The sequence below is a fragment of the Atopobium sp. oral taxon 810 str. F0209 genome (assembly GCF_000466405.1).
Lineage (GTDB): Bacteria > Actinomycetota > Coriobacteriia > Coriobacteriales > Atopobiaceae > Olegusella.
Window position 1 is genome coordinate 33,683 of the sequence record NZ_KE952970.1, and the last position, 18,249, is coordinate 51,931.

18 protein-coding genes are annotated in these 18,249 nt (G+C 51.4%); 2 read left to right on the forward strand and 16 right to left on the reverse strand.

Features of this window, described 5'->3' with window-relative positions:
- Positions 1–311 precede the first annotated feature (311 nt).
- The 3 genes from groL to HMPREF9069_RS08425 form a co-directional block, all read right to left on the reverse strand.
- On the reverse strand, positions 312–1,952 hold the full coding sequence (gene groL, locus HMPREF9069_RS08415) for a chaperonin GroEL (protein WP_021626849.1): 1,641 nt from the start codon (positions 1,950–1,952) through the stop codon (positions 312–314).
- 78 nt (positions 1,953–2,030) lie between these two features.
- Positions 2,031–2,321 carry a co-chaperone GroES gene (gene groES, locus HMPREF9069_RS08420; protein ID WP_035438972.1) on the reverse strand — a complete coding sequence of 97 codons (291 nt, stop codon included), beginning with the start codon at positions 2,319–2,321 and terminating at the stop codon, positions 2,031–2,033.
- A 292-nt stretch (positions 2,322–2,613) separates the two neighbouring features.
- Positions 2,614–4,557, reverse strand: coding sequence for an NAD(+) synthase (locus HMPREF9069_RS08425; RefSeq protein ID WP_021626852.1), 1,944 nt, complete (start codon positions 4,555–4,557; stop codon positions 2,614–2,616).
- Between the two features lie 238 nt (positions 4,558–4,795).
- On the opposite strand from HMPREF9069_RS08425, the gene HMPREF9069_RS08430 reads away from it, so the two are divergent.
- Both HMPREF9069_RS08430 and HMPREF9069_RS08435 read left to right on the forward strand, forming a co-directional pair.
- Complete coding sequence (locus HMPREF9069_RS08430) at positions 4,796–6,058, forward strand: hypothetical protein (RefSeq protein WP_021626854.1); 1,263 nt, start codon at positions 4,796–4,798, stop codon at positions 6,056–6,058.
- 187 nt (positions 6,059–6,245) lie between these two features.
- Positions 6,246–7,877 (forward strand): amidohydrolase, encoded by a 1,632-nt coding sequence (locus HMPREF9069_RS08435; protein WP_021626855.1) that lies wholly within the window; start codon positions 6,246–6,248, stop codon positions 7,875–7,877.
- A 282-nt stretch (positions 7,878–8,159) separates the two neighbouring features.
- Here HMPREF9069_RS08435 and HMPREF9069_RS08440 read toward each other — a convergent pair whose 3' ends face one another.
- The 13 genes from HMPREF9069_RS08440 to infA all read right to left on the reverse strand — a co-directional run bounded on the left by HMPREF9069_RS08440 (position 8,160) and on the right by infA (position 17,745).
- Entirely contained in the window at positions 8,160–8,951 is a 792-nt protein-coding gene (locus tag HMPREF9069_RS08440) for an amino acid ABC transporter ATP-binding protein (RefSeq protein WP_021626856.1), read from the reverse strand.
- A gap of 9 nt (positions 8,952–8,960) precedes the next feature.
- Positions 8,961–10,154, reverse strand: a complete 1,194-nt coding sequence (locus HMPREF9069_RS08445; protein ID WP_021626857.1) for an amino acid ABC transporter permease — start codon at positions 10,152–10,154, stop codon at positions 8,961–8,963.
- A 53-nt stretch (positions 10,155–10,207) separates the two neighbouring features.
- Entirely contained in the window at positions 10,208–11,167 is a 960-nt protein-coding gene (locus HMPREF9069_RS08450; protein WP_232204075.1) for a transporter substrate-binding domain-containing protein, read from the reverse strand.
- Positions 11,168–11,373: 206 nt separating this feature from the next.
- Complete coding sequence (locus HMPREF9069_RS08455) at positions 11,374–12,441, reverse strand: glycosyltransferase family 2 protein (protein ID WP_021626859.1); 1,068 nt, start codon at positions 12,439–12,441, stop codon at positions 11,374–11,376.
- 195 nt (positions 12,442–12,636) lie between these two features.
- A complete protein-coding gene (locus HMPREF9069_RS08460; RefSeq protein WP_021626860.1) occupies positions 12,637–13,401 on the reverse strand; it encodes a hypothetical protein in 765 nt (254 codons plus the stop codon).
- A gap of 76 nt (positions 13,402–13,477) precedes the next feature.
- Entirely contained in the window at positions 13,478–14,296 is an 819-nt protein-coding gene (gene truA / locus HMPREF9069_RS08465; protein ID WP_021626861.1) for a tRNA pseudouridine(38-40) synthase TruA, read from the reverse strand.
- Positions 14,297–14,394: 98 nt separating this feature from the next.
- Complete coding sequence (gene rplQ / locus HMPREF9069_RS08470; protein ID WP_021626862.1) at positions 14,395–14,871, reverse strand: 50S ribosomal protein L17; 477 nt, start codon at positions 14,869–14,871, stop codon at positions 14,395–14,397.
- Between the two features lie 32 nt (positions 14,872–14,903).
- The gene (locus HMPREF9069_RS08475; RefSeq protein ID WP_021626863.1) at positions 14,904–15,845 is read right to left on the reverse strand and encodes a DNA-directed RNA polymerase subunit alpha; all 942 of its coding nucleotides are present in this window, start codon (positions 15,843–15,845) and stop codon (positions 14,904–14,906) included.
- A 23-nt stretch (positions 15,846–15,868) separates the two neighbouring features.
- Positions 15,869–16,474, reverse strand: a complete 606-nt coding sequence (gene rpsD / locus HMPREF9069_RS08480; RefSeq protein WP_021626864.1) for a 30S ribosomal protein S4 — start codon at positions 16,472–16,474, stop codon at positions 15,869–15,871.
- Between the two features lie 18 nt (positions 16,475–16,492).
- Positions 16,493–16,894 carry a 30S ribosomal protein S11 gene (gene rpsK / locus HMPREF9069_RS08485; RefSeq protein WP_021626865.1) on the reverse strand — a complete coding sequence of 134 codons (402 nt, stop codon included), beginning with the start codon at positions 16,892–16,894 and terminating at the stop codon, positions 16,493–16,495.
- Positions 16,895–16,897: 3 nt separating this feature from the next.
- Positions 16,898–17,269: a 30S ribosomal protein S13 gene (gene rpsM, locus HMPREF9069_RS08490; protein ID WP_021626866.1), complete on the reverse strand. Its 372-nt coding sequence runs from the start codon at positions 17,267–17,269 to the stop codon at positions 16,898–16,900.
- Positions 17,270–17,281: 12 nt separating this feature from the next.
- On the reverse strand, positions 17,282–17,395 hold the full coding sequence (rpmJ, locus tag HMPREF9069_RS08495; protein ID WP_021626867.1) for a 50S ribosomal protein L36: 114 nt from the start codon (positions 17,393–17,395) through the stop codon (positions 17,282–17,284).
- Between the two features lie 131 nt (positions 17,396–17,526).
- Positions 17,527–17,745, reverse strand: a complete 219-nt coding sequence (infA, locus tag HMPREF9069_RS08500) for a translation initiation factor IF-1 (RefSeq protein ID WP_035438975.1) — start codon at positions 17,743–17,745, stop codon at positions 17,527–17,529.
- Positions 17,746–18,249 lie beyond the last annotated feature (504 nt).

Consider the following 18,249-nt stretch of genomic DNA (forward strand, 5'->3'; position numbering starts at 1 on the left):
AAAAAAGTGAAGTAGAACGTGGCGTTTGGCGATTTCTCACTCCACACCAAAAGGATTCCTCTTTGCTGTGGCCAAGTAGAGCGCAGCTAGATGGCTAAGCAGAACACAGCTAGGCAACCAAGCAAAGCGAAGCCAGTTACGGCACGCACGACGCTATACAAAACGCCCCCGCAAATGAGCTGCACCCCGAATCTTAGACGCAGGAAACACGTCAAAAATCCGAAGGCGCAGCTCAGGTGCAGGGGCGCAAGCATTGCTCGATAATACGAACAATTTTGAACCGCTAAGGCGATTGCATCTCGCTAGATGGCTTAATACATGCCGCCACCCTGGCCGCCAGCTGCAGCAGCACGAGAAATGGCTTCCTCAATAGAGGTGTCCTTGGGCTCATCAGAAACGGTAGCCTCGGTGATGAGAATCAGGGATGCAACAGAAGCAGCGTTCTGCAGCGTGGTGCGGGTAACCTTGACAGGGTCAAGGACGCCCATCTCAACCATGTTGCCGTAGGTGCCATTTGCGGAGTCAAGACCCTCGCCCTCAGGCAGTGACTTAATCTTCTCAACCACAACGGAACCCTCAAAGCCAGCATTGGCAGCAATGGTGCGTACAGGAGCTGCAAGTGCCTTGCGAATGATGTCAACGCCGATCTGCTCGTCAGCATCTACGGTCTCAACAGTATCCAGAGCCTTGGTTGCCTGCAGGAAAGCAACGCCGCCACCTGCGACAATGCCCTCCTCAACAGCTGCACGAGTGGCCTGGAGAGCATCCTCAATGCGGTGCTTGACCTCCTTGAGCTCAACCTCGGTAGCAGCGCCAACCTTGATAACTGCAACACCACCGGAGAGCTTGGCCAGACGCTCCTGGAGTTTCTCGCGGTCAAAATCAGAAGTAGTGTTCTCAATCTCGTTCTTAATCTGAGCAACGCGCTCGTCGATGGCCTCCTTGGAGCCAGAGCCGCCAACGATAGTGGTGTTGTCCTTGCTAATCTTGACGGACTTAGCGCGACCGAGCATCTCGGCAGTAACATCAGAAAGGGTGACGCCGAGCTCTTTCATAGCAACCTGACCGCCAGTAAGTACAGCGATGTCCTCAATCATGCGCTTACGACGATCACCGTAGCCAGGAGCCTTGACAGCTGCAACCTGGAGAGCGCCACGAATCTTGTTGAGGATCAGCGATGCCAGAGCTTCACCGTCAACGTCCTCGGCAATAATAAGCAGAGGGCTGCCAGACTTTGCAACTGCCTCGAGAATAGGCATGACATCCTGGACATTGGAGACCTTCTGATCGGTCAGCAGAATGTAAGGATTCTGCAGCTCAGCGGTCATGGTGTCCTGCTCAGTTGCAAAGTACGGAGAGATATAGCCCTTGTCGAACTGCATACCCTCGACAGTGTCGATATCGATACCAAAGGTCTGAGACTCATCAACAGTGATAACGCCGTCCTTGCCAACAACCTCCATTGCGTCAGCAATCTTGGCGCCAATCTGGGGATCGCCAGCAGAAATGGTACCAACGGAAGCAATCTGCTTCTTGGTGGAGACGTCCTGCGCGGAACCCTTCATCTGCTCAACAGCGGCTGCAACTGCTTTGTCAATACCACGACGAATAGCAATGGGATTTGCACCAGCTGCAACATTGCGAAGGCCCTCATTAACGATAACCTGTGCAAGCAGAGTTGCGGTGGTGGTACCGTCACCAACGGTGTCATTAGTCTTGGTAGCAACCTCTTTTACCAGCTGAGCACCCATGTTCTCAATGGGGTCCTTAAGCTCAATCTCCTTGGCAACAGAAACACCATCGTTGGTAATGGTGGGGGCGCCGTAGCTACGCTGAAGTGCAACATAGCGACCCTTGGGGCCAAGGGTTGTGGTAACTGCATCGGCAAGAGTGTTGACACCCTTGGCGAGCTTGGCACGCGCATCGGTGCCGAAGGTAATATCCTTTGCCATTGTTTTTCCTCCTTGTAGGAATACTCAATCAAAAAGCTTTGCTCTGCTTGTAAGTAGAGCAGCTACTAAACGAGCTACTTACTCGCTAATAATGGCGTAGATGTCGTCAGCACGGAGCAGCAGGAAATCCTCGCCATCAATCTTGACGTCGTTGCCGCCAAACTTGCCGTAGTAAACCTCATCGCCCTTCTGGACATCCATGGGAATGCGATTGCCATTCTGGTCGCGCTTGCCCTCACCCACAGCAATAACCTGGCCACGCTGAGGCTTTTCCTGTGCGCCAGAGCTGATGTAGAGGCCAGAGGAAGTCTTCTCCTCCTTGGGAGCGGGCTTGACGAGAACGCGATCACCCAGCGGCTTCAATGTCATGATTAAAACCTCCTTCTGCGCCATGCGGCGCCTGTTTGCGAGCGGAGCGGGCTAAGCCCGTCGTTCTTAACTGCCAACGCTAGGAATAATACCCAGATATGCAAAATATAACAACGGAATTGGAAAAAAATCTGCTATCGACACACTTAGGTTTATTGAGTGTGTTTCAGTAGTAAGTTCTGTGGGTTTTACGTAGCACCCCCTGCTCTGCTTGATCTCAGCACGGTGCTTTTTTGCCAAGCAAAGCAAACGGGATTGGGATTGCCCTTCGCTAGCGTAGAGCTACAACTGGCTAGTCATCTAGATGCTCGAGTCCAGAGAGCCAGAGGTTTGCTTGGGCATCGGATGGCATACGCAAATCGCCGCGAGGGCTCACTGCCACCGAGCCTACCTTTGGCCCATCAGGCAAACAGCTTCTTTTGAACTGCTGAGCAAAGAAACGCCGATAAAAAGTCCTCAGCCAAGTCTTGATTGTCGCCGCATCATAACTATCGCCTAACGCATAGCACGCCAAACGGTAAACCTTGCACGGAGCAAAACCGCGCCTCAGTACTTGATACAAGAAGAAATCGTGCAGCTCATAGGGCCCTACCAAGTCCTCAGTGCGCTGCGAAATCGTGCCATCAGCTGATGCGGGCAGGAGCTCGGGCGACACTGGTGTATCCAGCACATCAAGCAATACACGCGACAACGCAGCCGAACTCGTGGTATCTGCTACATGGTTAACCAAGTGTCTGACCAGCGTCTTTGGCACGCTACCGTTAACACCATACATACTCATGTGGTCGCCATTATAGGTTGCCCAGCCCAGAGCCAGCTCGGATAGATCGCCCGTACCAATGACTAGGCCACCATCTTTGTTGGCGATATCCATCAAAATCTGTGTACGTTCACGCGCTTGGGAATTCTCGTAGGTCACGTCATGCACATTTTCATCCTGCCCAATATCGGCAAAATGCTGACGTACGGCCGCGGCGATGGGTACTTCACGCAGTTCACAACCCAAAGCATCTGCCAACTCCTGCGCATTAGAATGCGTGCGGTCGGTCGTGCCAAAACCAGGCATAGTTACCGCAATGATCCCCGCACGATCAAGCCCTACCAGATCAAACGCACGCGCTGTCACCAACAAAGCAAGCGTCGAATCCAGGCCACCCGACACTCCTATCGCTGCATGTGTCGAACGCGTGTGAGCCAAACGACGAGCCAAACCATGTGCCTGAATCGATAGTACGTCTTCGCAGCGCTGAGCACGTGTCACGGGATTATCTGGCACAAAGGGATGGGGGTCGACAAAGCGTGTGAGCTTAGTTGCAGCCTTTTCCAAAGTAAATTCGACATGGACATAGCCCATATCAAGCTCAGAGGCACCGCTTGACTGAAAGGTAGACTGACGGCGACGCTCGGCCGCCAACAAAGACACATCAATCTCACTTGCCGCACAACCATCACCAAAAGGTTTACTTTCTGCAAGCAGAGCGCCATTTTCGGCAATCATGTCATGTCCAGAATAGACCACATCCTGAGTTGACTCACCTTCCCCAGCGCTTGCGTAGATATAGGCAGCTAACAGGCGTGCAGATTGGCCTATCACCAGATTGCGACGATAATCAGCCTTGCCAACGACAGCATTGCTCGCAGAAAGATTTACTATCACCGTTGCCCCAGCAAGAGCATGGTTGGTCGACGGGGGATTTGGCACCCAGAGGTCCTCACAAATCTCCACGGCAATTTTGAGTTCAGGCATCGATTCGCAAACAAAGATCTGATTGGCACCAAAAGGTATGCCGAACTCCCCTGCAAAAGGCAGGTTCACAATCATCACGTCTTCATAACCAACAGAAAAATGACGACCTTCATAAAACTCGTTATAGGTAGGAATGTTCTGCTTTGGCACAACACCTAAAATCTCGCCATGGCTCACTGCGACTGCACAGTTATAAAGTTTCGCATTGTTACGCAGAGGCGCACCAAAAAAGATAATTGCATCATAGTCAGCAGTGACCTCGGCAATTTCGGTAAGTGCACGCTCAGTTGCATCAAGCAGGATATCCTGCCAGAAGAGATCTTCGCAGGTATAGCCCGTTACGCAGAGCTCCGGCAAAACGATAATTTTTGCTCCATCATGCTCATATGCGTCACGAATCTCCGAGAGAATCGCTTTAGTGTTATAGGCAACATCAGCAACACGAATCTCAGGCGTACGGGCTGCAACTTTGACAAAACCGTCCTGCATGGAGTCCTCCTTGGGCAACAATATCCAGCCAGCATCTATGATACCGCCTTGCTTGCCATCACAAATGCTCGGACGCTGGCAAAAGGTCGTGGATATGTCATGGCAAGACCCTATTCTTAAGATTTTTTTGGATGACTTTCAGGTGCTGCTATTAGAATTTTGCATAAGACCGGTTACGTGGGAAGTCTGCCCTAGATATTCCCAAAATCGTAAACAGCTGATATAAGGAGAAGTGTGTATGAACGTAAAGTCCGGAACCCTTGCAAAGGCAGCTGTTGCCGCCGCTCTTTCCTGCGCAATTGCCTCACCCTTTGTTGCAGTAAATGCTTATGCTGCAGAGGATGCACCCACCAACAACAATGACGCGACTGTTGCTGCCGCCCCAGCAGCACCTGCTGAGGAAGCCACTGAGACCGTCGCTGCAACCACTCCTGAAACCACTGCCGCCCCCGAAGCTGAGGTCACTCCTGCCACCGAAGAGACACCCGAGGCCGAGGCTACTCCCGCAACCGAAACTCCTGCGCCCGCAGAGGCAACGTCAACTCCCGCAGCACCCACTGCTGTCAATCGTTCTGCAGCCCATCCCTCTCCCACACTGGCTGACCAAGTTAAAGAGATGATGCAAGCAGCAGGAATTGATGTGGATAAGTACAGTAATCTGTACGGCGATATCCTCATTAATAACGATTCCACTACCAAGACCGCTTATAAGGTTAAAGCTGGTGAGGTAGTGGCAGTGTCTGGCACCCTTAATGTGAGTAACGTTTGGGCGCTCATGCAGGAGATTGAAAAAGCGTATGGTAGTGTCCCTATCGGGTTTTTTCTAGGCAACGAAAGCAAAGTAAACTTCGCCTTCACCATTACCCTCACACTTCCCGAGGGGATGGATTTCGAGAAAGACACTGATGGCAAGGTTGACATCACCTACGATAATTTTGGTGATGCGGAGACTGGCATTTGGGATACCACTGCCTCTGCTGAGGGTAAGACACTCACGGTTATTGCATCAATTAAGGAGGATATGGAATACGGTGATCTGAGAAACTTCGTCAAGAAGATTGCCGAGGATACCAAAAATGGTGTCATGTCTATTACTGTAAACAAGGTAAAAGTTAGTGACAATGCGCAACCTGGCAAGATTGTTGTCAAGGGTAACGTTAATGGCAAGATGGGCCTCGGTAAGGAAACACTCTTTGAGTGGGGTTCTGCCCAAGATCCCAACGGCATAGATGCAGAGGGTCCAAATGACGGCAGCATCCAGGCAACACTTGAGGTCGAGAAGAAGGCAGACCCCAAGCCCGAGACTAAGCCTCAGCCCAAGCCTGCTCCTGCGCCCAAAGCTGCACCCAAGCACATTGCCCCCGCCAAGGCCGTAAAGAAGAGTTCTGCTCTCCCCCAGACCTCTGATACAGCCACTGCTCTTCCTGCAGCTGTGCTCGCTATCGCCGGCGGTCTACTTGCTGCAGCTGCAACCGTTTTGCGCAAGCGCAACGAGAACTAATTCTTACCCACATTAGTTAATGACTCCTAACGGTCTCTGACACCCGCCAGAGACCGTCTTTTTTATGCCATCCACCTCTACAGCAACACACCATCACCCTATCGCCCGCCACGATGGCTAAAGTGTCGTTTGGAATTTAAAGCCAAACTAATGCGGTCAAACAGCTAATCAGCTAAAAGAAGGTCACATGGCGGTCGAACTGGTTATTCGCTCAAAAAATGTCTTTACAGACAGGACCAACAAAACACAAGCACTTGCTATTGGCATTACGCAGGGAATCATAACAGCAGTTCTTCCATATGAGCGCGCTGATGAACTGTGCGATTTTCAGACTCAGCTCATTGACTACGGTGACAAGTTCGTCTGTCCAGGCTTTCATGATGCGCATCAACACGTGCTGCACTCTGCGCTTTTTCCCTCTGCACTCGCAGATCAATATGTCGGAACTAGCGAAGCAGATGAGGTCGCACATCTCATCAATTTTGCAAAAACCCTCCCTGATACGCAGGATTGGGTGCTCACGCATGGTTGGCGTCAATCCCTTTGGATAGACCCCACCGCTGCGCCAACGTGCCACTCATTGGATGCCGCCTTTCCCAATCGTCCTGTCGCACTTTACTCAGGGGACGCTCATACGCTCTGGCTCAATTCGTGCGGCATGACTGAACTAGGTATTACCGATGCAACTCAGCCACCCGCTGGTGGAAGTTTTGATCGTGATGCTAATAGCCACCTCACTGGTGTTCTCCGCGAAGCAGCTGGTATGGCCTACGTCGCCCGTCTTGTTGGCATGCTTCCTGATGAGGCGCTCATGCAGGTATATCGCAGTTATTTCCACCGCCTATCCAGCATGGGTATTACCTCAGTGTGTGACATGGCGCTCTCGCTGATCCCTGGTGCAGACTCCATTCGCCCTGACATCTACCAGCAACTTCTCAATGCTGATGAGCTAACACTTCGCGCACATCTCTTCCCTACCCTCACCGAAGACGAGTCCAACCTTGAGATCATGCAGGCCGAACTTACAGGCAATATGCTTCAAGCCCCAGGTTTCAAGCAATTCTTTGACGGAGTCAGCTCGGCGCACACCGCCTGGTGCAGCAAGCCCTATACCAATGCTTATTTTACGGGCGATGTCGGCAGGCCTACGGTAGCACCTGAGCGCATGCGTTCGCTCGTACTTTCAGCAGCAAGCCACGGCCATGCTGTGCGCATCCATACCATTGGCGACCAAGCAGCTCATGAAGCTCTCAATATTTTTGAGGAAGCAACTCGTCTTTATGGTCAGCCCAAACAAGGTGCCCACACTCTTGAGCATATTGAAGATATCCAGTCCACAGACATTGACCGTCTTGCAAAGACGCACGTTATTGCTTCTGTGCAACCACCTCACGCGGTCATTGACCTGTCTCAACCCGACCGCGATTTAGGATCTGAACGAGCAGCACGCATGTGGCCTTTTGAGGCGTTTCTACAGACAGGCGCTACTCTTGCATTTGGTACGGATTCACCTGTTGTACCCCCTACCAGTCAAGATGTACTGTACTGCGCTATCACTCGCCAGATGCCCCAAAGTCACCTTCCCAAAGGTGGCTGGCACCCCGAACACTGCATCAGCCGCGCAGATGCTTTGCGAGCTTATACATATGGCAGCGCAGCAACAGTGGGCCGCACGCATGAGTTGGGACTGTTAGCACCTGGCATGCTTGCTGACTTAGCTGTATGGGATACAAACTTCCTCACGTGTGAGTCTGAAGAAATCCAGCAAGCCCACTGTCTTGCCACCTATCTCGGTGGCAAGCAGATCTTTTCTGCTTAGCAACAACAAATGCGTAGCTCGGCTGGGTCATCGCGCGCAATTCTTCTCATCCAACTTACGTCTCATAAAACCGCCTGATAGCAGATATTCAGCAGTTATTTCCGGCAGCTTTATAAAACTCATAAGCTGTTTTATAAAATCCGTAGTGATAGTTAAAAGTTTTATCCCCGAGGAGGCGTTTTTGATCGGAATCCTACCAAAAACGTCTCCTCGGGGCGCTTTACCCTAGAACTGTCAAAGTCGGCGTCAGGTCTGCCATCTAGTCGACGTCAGATCTACCGCCTATCCGACGCCAGTGTCTTCCAAATAGCGAGACAAAAAAGCACGCGTACGTTCATGTTGGGGATGGGTGAACATATCCTTGGGATGACCTTCCTCGGCAATAATTCCCTCATCCATAAAGACAACTTTATCAGAGACGTTTTTGGCAAAGTCCATCTCATGAGTCACAACCACCATTGTCATGCCCTGCTCGGCAAGACGGTGCATAATCTCGAGAACCTCACCAACAATCTCAGGATCCAACGCACTTGTCGGCTCATCAAAAAGCATGAGCTCAGGCTCCATGCATAGTGCTCGCGCAATCGCAACACGCTGCTTTTGCCCACCCGAAAGCGTGCTAACCGCAGCTCCTGCAAAATCCTTGAGTCCAACCTCATCCAAACGCTTCAGCGCTGTCTCCTCTGCTTCGGCTTTCGTCGCTTTTTTAAGCAGAACTGGCGCCAACGTACAGTTGCCCAACACATTCATATTGTTAAACAAGTTAAAGCTCTGAAATACCATGCCAATGTTTTGGCGCAGACTGTTGACATCCACATGCTCGGCAGCAAGATCACTGCCATGAAACCACACATGACCCGAATCAGGTGTCTCCAGCAAGTTGATACAACGCAGCAGAGTTGATTTGCCCGAACCGGATGCACCGATAATGGTGACGACTTCGCCCCTATTAATGGTTAGATTGATATTTTTGAGCACCTCATGGTTGCCAAAACACTTACGCAGACCTTCAACGCGTACCAGTGGATTTTCAGCAGTATCCGACTCACGAATTGTTTGAGTATTGATAGTCATCGCCACTCCTTACTGCTTGTCCGCGGAGACCGCGGCGTGAATCGAGTCGGAGGTTTGCTGCAACCTAGGCGCATCCAAATGCTTGGAAAGCCTATTAAGCAGATACGTTGCAAGTGCCGTCAAAATCAGATAGAACACTGCGGCAACCATGTAAACCTCGATATTCTTGTAATAAATACCAGCCATAGCACGAGACTCATACATCAACTCGACAACACCAATAACAGACAGCACTGACGAGTCTTTGATATTAATAACGAGCTCGTTAGAAAGGCCTGGGATAGCAAACTTAATACCCTGAGGGAACACAACACGTAGCAATGTTTGCCACTGAGAAAGACCCAACGAACGTGCAGCCTCTGTCTGGCCTGCATCGACTGACTCGATACCACCGCGCAGCACCTCCATCATGTAGGCGGTGGAGTTTAGAGACACAGTTACCAGACCAGCGATAAACGTTGACCACACCAGGCGAATCTGTCCCGAACTCATACCCGTGCCCAGCAGCACGGCAAATCCGGCATTATAGATAATTAGCGCCTGTACCATCATAGGTGTGCCGCGTACAATGGTTGAGTAAAGCTTGGCAAATCCAGATCCTACAACCTTAAAGAAGCGCACCAAGTCATTATCTGCACGATCAATCTTGAGCAAGTGCAGTGTTGCCATCAATAGTGCCAAGAAAAATGCAATGATTGTGCCAAAAACAGCCAACTCAACCGTTGTAAGAATACCCGTACGGAAAAGCGCACGCCCCTCATAGAGCATATAAAGCGCTGCTTCCAAGCCGCCGCGTGGAATCTTGTCAGCCCCAATAGCGGTTGCCGCCGAAGATGCAACGCCCATCACCGCACGGTCTATAAAGAGCACGGCCGCAATTATAGCCACCACATAGGAAGCAAAACGTTCCACAGTCACCAAAGGCTTACGCGCAAAAGGCGAACGCTCAGTATAGTTGTGCCACATGGCAAGCTTGGTCATCAATGCCGCCGCAGCAAAAATCAGCCATGCCACCAGCAGATAGTACATAAGCAGCTCAAGCGCATATACTGGCGCCAAAAAACTCATCTGCGAGCGAGGCTGCATTGAAAACCAAAGACCGATGAGCGCGATCACGCTTGTGGCCAACACAACATAACGATGGTCGGTCTGCACAAACTGGCGCAACCGCCTAAAACGGCCCTGCGTATGTGAGTCATCCATCTGGATGTATCCTTCCGAAGAATGTATATAAGCTAGCGGGGGACGCTATATCGCTACTGAGGCATACGCTCGTTGCAAGCAGTCCACATTTCGTCGCGCTCCTTGGCAGGAACATCGGCAATAGCAGCGTTGATCTTCTTCAGGACATCATCTTGACCCTTGGCAATAGCAGCGTTGTCATTGTTGGACTTATAGTCTCCAGTAAAACCATCCTTAAGCTGGCATACAACAAAATCTGTATACGTCTCAAGCAGTTTTGAGGCACTTGCACCCGAGTAGGTAATAGCCTCAACTTGATCGTTTTGTAGCTGCGCCACTACATCGGGAGCATACTCTAGACCATCTACGTGATTCACATTGGGGATTTGGTCAATTGCCTCGTCGTAGAATGTGCTCTTTTGTCCCACTATTGTTGCACCAGATAAATCTTTAAGGCTGGTGGCGTTGGCAAACTTGGAATTCTTTTTGGTAATAACAGCAACAGTGTCCTCAAGATACGGATCAGAAAAGTCAACTGATTCAGCGCGGTCAGGAGTCGCAGTCATACCAGCGCAAATGATGTCAATCTGACCCTTCTTGCATGCCTCAACCAAACCATCAAAACTCATAGCAACGGCAACAGGCTCTAGATCCATAGCTTCAGCAATAATCTTTGCAAATTGCACGTCATACCCATCGGCATAAGCTCCCGAGACGTTTTCGATAGGAATCGTGTAATCACTGGGGGTATCAGTCTGCCAGTTATACGGAGCATAGTTGGCTTCCATACCAACACGCATCTTGCCCTCAGAGCCAAACTTATGCTTTGGGGAAGCAGAGCCACCAGACTGGCTATCAGCCGAACCGCTCGTTCCTTCGGGAGCAGGGCCGCAGGCTGTTAAAAATGCCATTCCACCTAGGGTAATGGTCGCGAGCCCAGAAGCCTTGAGGAAGCCACGGCGATTCATATTGTGCTTGTTCGGAGCAGAATCGCTGCTAGATGATGTGTGGATAAAGCAATTGTTGTACTTCATGGCTATTCCTCTTTTCTCTGGCTTTCGCCGGACCCCTTTCGCACGTACGACCGGATGAGCCCCATGCCCATCCCCCTTGCAACTTAATGCGTGAAAGTCCCACGTGGTGAAGCTATTATACGTTTTTGCGTTTAGATGAGAGAAAAATAGGCAAAAGGAAACGCTCGTGCAACACATAACGCACGTGAGCGACACAGTTACTAACGCTATTTTTTCTTACGTAAGGAAGATTTTGCATTGTGATGCATAATATGTGCCCCAAAGCTTCCACCCGCCATAACCAGCGCAATATTGCGCGTGCGGATAGGCGTAAGCATCATGGAAACTAGGCGTCCCTCAGGCCGTGCCATGCGTGCAGCCAGTTGTACATCGTCGTCTGAAATCATCTGACGTACAAGCTTGCGCTTTTCAGCAGCTGGCATCTTGCAGGAGGAGTCACAAAGACGCCTAATAAGACCAAGCAGACCTTCGATATAGCGTCTTTGGATAACTTCAATACTTGCAGGATCGCCATCAAGTCCCCAGTGATGATAGAGCTCAAGCAGTTCCTTATGCTCATCCTGAAGCTGCTGATAGAGATCGTCTTCCCACTGGCTACGATAGACATTATTGCCATTGATACAATGGTGATAGCTAGGATGTGTCAGTGTGGCAACGCGCTCAATATCACGCAAGTAATCCAACACAAAGCACTGTCCGTCGGGGCTTTGCTTGCGAAAATGAATGCCAAGTTGCTTTACTCGATCGAGTTTGAAAAGCTTGCCCCAAAGATCATGCAACTGCCCCTCTTCAAACAAACGCCAGGCGGCCGCCCTAAAATCTGCTTGAGTATCAAAATCCTCTTCAGTACAACTGCGCTGTTTGGAGACATACTCGCTTTGCCCAAAGTAGCTATCAAGGTAGTAGGAAGATAGTGCAAGTTCAGGATTGCCCTGCTTCATCGTATTGAGTAATTCTTCAAGCGCAGGAGGCTCAAGCCAGTCATTGCCACTTACAAACATAAGGTACTTACCGCTGAGCTGATCAAGCGCACAATTGAGCGCCAACTGAGAATCATCATCGCTTTGATGCAAAATGGTGATTCGAATATCCCTATCTGCCATACGTTCGAGCATATCGCTTGTACGATCATCCGAATTCAGGTCAATAGCAAGCAGTTCGAAACTCTCGCATGTTTGACGCTGAAGACTTTCGACAGCACGACGGATGGTGCCATCCACATTGTGGGCGGGCATCACAATCGAAACTAGGGGCTTGTCAAAAAGCCTGCTCATCTATCTGGAAGCTCCTTTTGAGCAATGACTCAGAATATAAAACGACACCACTCGCAACGACACATATGTTCATCTTCTACTGTTTTGCTACTGATTATCGCGCCTCAGAGACTCCATAACAGCAAATCTTGCCACTGCTCACGGATATTCCAGCAATGTGGATAATGCTTGCACATATTTTTGCTTGACGTGATATTACTTAGCTGCCACCTGCGTCCCCAAAACCTCATTGAGCTTGTTGGCGTTAATAGATTTAGCTTGAGTGCCATCTTTGAGCTTGGCATCAGCAGTAGGAGCCTCGCTACGTGCCAGCTTGTCGATACCAATAGAAAGCGTACGCTCGGCCAGATCGGTCATCTCACCAAAAGTCATATCAGATTTAATAGACTCCAAAATCTTTGTGGACGAACCAATAAGCGACTGCATACCAGCGCCTTTGAGCTGGGCAATGTGCTTCCAAATATCATCAGTACCCACGATCGCGTGAGAGAGACGCACATTAATCGCACTTGACAAAGGAGCAATACATGCCGATGCGCCCATAGCATCAAAGCGAGCAGAAAGTGTTGTATCGCCTTTGTCAGTTGTAAGCTTAGTATTAGCAGGAATACTCACCAAGCTACCTGTGCCCTTGCTCACATTAATCGATAGCAGTTGAATTGCATGTAATTTGGGTTTTGCTGCATTGGGATTGTCAACCGAGAAAATCACCACATTGGTAAAGATATCGCTGGAAGCTTTATAGCCCTTGGGTGCTGCAACTTCGCCTTGTGCCTTGATAGATGTTTTGAGGGTTCTGTCACCCAGGTTGGCGTCGCGATGTGCCATCACCCAGCTCCAGCGCAGCGAGATAACAAGACCAATCAACACAAATGCGCCCGCAGCACAAGCCAAAATCAAGCCAGCCCTATCACTACGAGGTACATCTGTGCGCTCAAAGCGTTCGCGCTTGTGCAGCATAAAAATCTCCTCGCCTTCATAGCGTGCAGTTTCTCTTGACAGAGTATAGCCGACCTTGCAGGATGTCTAACGATTCTTAATCCCAGGGTTTCAGCACACCACAGGGATAATCCACTGCAGCAAAGCAGAGCCCTTCTGCAGGTGCTGTAGGACCAGCTGCGCTGCGGTTGCGCGCTTGCAGGGCTCTAGCAAGCCAATCGGGCTCACGATGTCCGCGTCCCACTTCCACCAAAGAGCCTGTAATTATGCGCACCATATTGTGCAAAAAAGCATTACCCGCAACGTCCACAACAACTAGCTGCTCACCCGCCTCTTCCAGCTGTGATACTTCAAGTTTTGTTACACAACGTGAGGTAGAACGTCCTGCTCCATCAAGAAGAGCAACGGAGCTTGCCTTACAAAAACTTCGAAAATCATGTTCGCCAAGCAATGCTGTGGCCGCAGTATTCATCTGCTCCACATTAAGAGTGTGCGCGCTACGCAACCACCATGCATGTCCCCATGACAATACGGGGCGCGTATTGCCCACGGCAATTCGATAGCGATAGTGCCGCTCTATGGCATCAAAACGAGCCGAGAAGCTCGCTGATGCCTGATAGAGCCCTGCAATAGAAATATCGTCTGGAGTTAAAGCTACAAGCGATGCTTCAAGGCGTCTTCCCTGTCGTTTAAGCTCTTCGGCATCAGCCGAAAAACTCACATACTGCGCCTGTGCATGCACACCTGCATCCGTACGGCCTGCACATTCAAGCTCGACTGGACGCCGTAGAGCAGTTTCAAGAGCACGCCGCAACTCACCTGCAACAGTACGCTGTCCTGGTTGCTCGGCAAAACCGGCAAAGTCTGTTCCTCTATAGCCTAGGCGTACAACTATGGTTCCCGCTGCCTCACTCATAGCCCACCTTTTATTCTTGCAGTAGTCTAGTATATCCAGATGGAAAAAGGGGCCTGGCACTAGTCCAGACCCCTTTGAACATACATAAAGCTAGAGCTTTACTCAGCTGCCTCGGTGGTCTCCTCAGCAGCGACCTCAGTCTCAGGAGCCTCTTCCTTGGCAGGAGCGGGCTCAACAACCTTGGTAACCTTAGCTGCAGCCTTGGAGGCAACAGGCTCGGTAACGAGCTCGATGATGACAATCTCAGCGCCGTCGCCCTTGCGAGGGCCGAGCTTCATAATGCGGGTATAGCCACCATTGCGACCATCCCATTGGCCCTGAGCTGCGCGGTCAAAGACCTCGGCAACAACGTTCTTGTCGCCCAGCTTGGCAATAGCCAAACGGCGAGCTGCAACGTCACCACGCTTTGCCCAAGTAATGATCTTGTCGACCTCAGGACGGATAGCCTTGGCGCGCTGATCCAGAGTCTTAATACGATCGTTAGAAAGCAGGGCGCAAACAAGGCTCTTCTTCATTGCCTTGGTGTGGCTCGCATCGGTGCCGAGCTTCATGCCCTTCTTTTTATTGTGTCTCATGGTCTTGCTACTCCTCTAAAAGGTACGGACGACTAGGCCTTAAGTCCCAGGCCCATATCCTCGAGCTTGTCTTTGACTTCCTCGATGGACTTGACGCCGAAGTTGCGAATGTTGAGCAGGTCGTTCTCAGAGAACTCGACAAGCTGGCGCACAGAGTGAATACCAGCACGCTTGAGGCAGTTGTAAGAGCGCACGGATAGCTGCAGGCTCTCAATTGCCCTATCGAGATCGGTGTTGTCCTCTTCCTCTTCACCCGTCGCAAAGATGGAGGTGTCCTCAACAGGCTCCTCTTCATCGGTCAGCGTCATGAACGCAGCCATATGCTGATTGATGATGTTGGCGGCCTCGACAACTGCATCGCGCGGGGAGATCGAGCCATCGGTCTCCACTTCAAGCACGAGGCGGTCATAGTCGGTATGCTGACCAACGCGACACGGGGTAACAACCTTGGCACAACGACGAACAGGCGAATACAGAGAGTCAATCGCGATAACACCAATGGGGTTGTCGTGATCGTTGTCATCGCCCGACACATAGCCACGACCACAAGCGATGCGCATAGACATCGTAAGGTGCTGGCCCTCGCCGAGGTGGCAAATAACCTGGCTCTTGTTGACCAAATCAAACTCAGCAGGAATCTGGAAATCCCCGCCAGTGACGGTCATGGGACCGTCAACGTTGATGGTGGCAACAGCCTCATCGCCAGTGCCATTTGCACGGAACACAAGACCCTTGACGTTAAGAACGATATCGGTGACATCCTCATAGACGCCAGGCACCGTGGTGAACTCATGCTGGACACCATCGATTTTGATTGCCTCGACAGCTGCGCCCTCGAGAGAGGAAAGCAGCACACGACGAAGCGAGTTGCCCAGCGTATCGCCATAACCGCGCTCCAGCGGCTCTGCGCTGACACGTGCGATGTTCTCACTGATCTCTTCCACCGAAACTTCTGGCCGAATGAACTCGGACATGTAAATCCTCCTGACTTACCGGTTTAACGGGAGTACAGGTTGACGATCTGCTGCGGGTCGATTGTCTCGTCATTGACGAGGTCAATCTGATCGCGAGTCGGGACCTGAAGAACGGTGCCAGACAGCTTCTCGATGTCAACCTCCAGCCAGGCGGGAACCGTCATGTGCTCAGAAGCAATGACTGCCTCCTTGATGGGGAGGAGATCCTTGTACTCAGGAGCAACTGCGACAACATCGCCAGTCTTGACCTGATAAGAAGGAATATCGACACGCTTGCCGTTCACGATAATATGACCGTGACGGACGGTCTGACGAGCCTCACGACGCGTACGAGCAAAGCCAAGGCGGAAGACAACGTTGTCCAGACGGCTCTCGAGGAGTGCCATCAGGTTGTCGCCGGTAATGCCCTCAACGCGGATTGCGCGAGTGTAATAACTACGGAACTGCTTCTCAAGAACACCGTAGATAAACTTTGCCTTCTGCTTCTCGCGGAGCTGCTGGCCGTACTCAGACGGCTGGCGGCGAGACTGCTTGGGCTCACGGTGAGACTTCTTGTTATAACCCATCACCGCGGGATCGATGTCGAGCGCGCGGCACCTCTTGAGGACAGGAGTCCTATCAACTGCCATTTTGTCTGTCCTTCCTGATTAGTTGCGGCGACGCTTGCGAGGACGGCAACCGTTGTGGGGGATGGGAGTCTTGTCCTGGATACCAGAGACCTCAAGACCTGCAGCCTGAAGGCTGCGAACGGCGGTCTCACGACCAGAACCAGGGCCCTTCACAAAAACGGTAACCTTACGCAGGCCGTGCTCCATAGCTGCCTTGGCACAAGCCTCTGCTGCCACCTGTGCTGCAAACGGCGTGGACTTACGAGAGCCCTTAAAGCCGACGGTGCCACCAGACTGCCAAGCAATTACGTTGCCCTGTGCGTCGGTAATCGAGATGATCGTGTTGTTAAAGGTAGACCTAATGTGTGCCTGGCCTACTGCAATGTTCTTGCGGTCCGCACGACGCACGCGCGTGTTGCGAACGTTCTTCTTCTGCGGCATGCGTTATCCCCTCTTCTTTCCACCGACCTGACGACGCGGACCCTTTCGAGTGCGTGCGTTGGTGTGGGTGCGCTGGCCGTTTACAGGAAGGCCCTTGCGGTGACGCAGGCCCTTGTAGCAGCCAATCTCCATCAGACGGGCGATATTCGTACGACGCTCACGGCGAAGGTCACCCTCCGTCGTAAAGTTTGCATCGATATAATCGCGGATCTTGGTCACCTCGTCCTCTGTAAGGTCCTTGACACGAGTCTCCTTGGAGATCTCGCAGGCCTCGCAGATTTTGGTGGCGCTAGTCTGGCCGATGCCATAAAGGTAGGTGAGGCCAACCTCAACGCGCTTGTCACGCGGCAGGTCGACGCCGTTAATACGTGCCAACTTGTTGCCCCCTTAGCCCTGACGCTGCTTGTGACGAGGGTTTTCGCAGATTACAAAAACCTTGCCATGGCGGCGTACAATTTTGCACTTGTCGCACATCTTCTTGACCGAAGGACGTACCTTCATTTTGTCTTTCCTTCCGGTAGTGCCGGTCCGAACTATGTCATCGCCCAGCCGCTGGCGTGAATTCCCGGCTGTGTCCTTGCATGGCTTGGCCTTGGCTGTGGTGAACCAAGACGTCCGCCCGAACACACTGCCTACTTGTAACGGTAGGTAATGCGTCCCTTTGTGAGATCGTAGGGAGAAATCTCGACGACAACACGGTCGCCGGGCAGGATGCGGATGTAGTTCATCCTAATCTTGCCTGAGATGGTGCACAGAATGGTCTTGCCGTTCTCGAGCTCGACGTTAAACATTGCATTCGGCAACGGCTCAATGACCTTGCCTTCTAGCTCGATTGCGCTTTGCTTGCTCACCTGTCCTGCTCTCTCCTCGCCAAATCTCACTACTGCCAGAGTAAAATCGCACAATGACAGCGATAGTCAATAATAATCGCCTAGGCAACTAAAGTCGAGCTATCCCCCTCTGTTCTGCAAAGTCTCGCTCGAATTTCACAAACTATTCGCAAGCTCCCTGTTTTCAGGTCTTTTTGTGGGCAATCTTCACGCCCAGCTTTTCATATCTCATACCCACTCCCCGACCTCAGCCTCTCCACCACATCTAACCCAACCCCAGCCATAATCTGTTGCAACCTCAGGTTGCAACAGCAAAATTTGCAAGCTACCTACCTGCTAATATCCTACAAATCTGCATGTAGATGACCTGGTGTCTCAACCTCAGGTTGCAACAGGTAGTGGTGACCACACACCTGCAGTTGGACATGCAGGAGAAGTGCGCGTCCGTGATAGTAGACCGCCTTATGGCACGCCACGTGCCAAACGCCACACTCTGTTTCATGCCGAGTGCCAAAAGCCACGTTC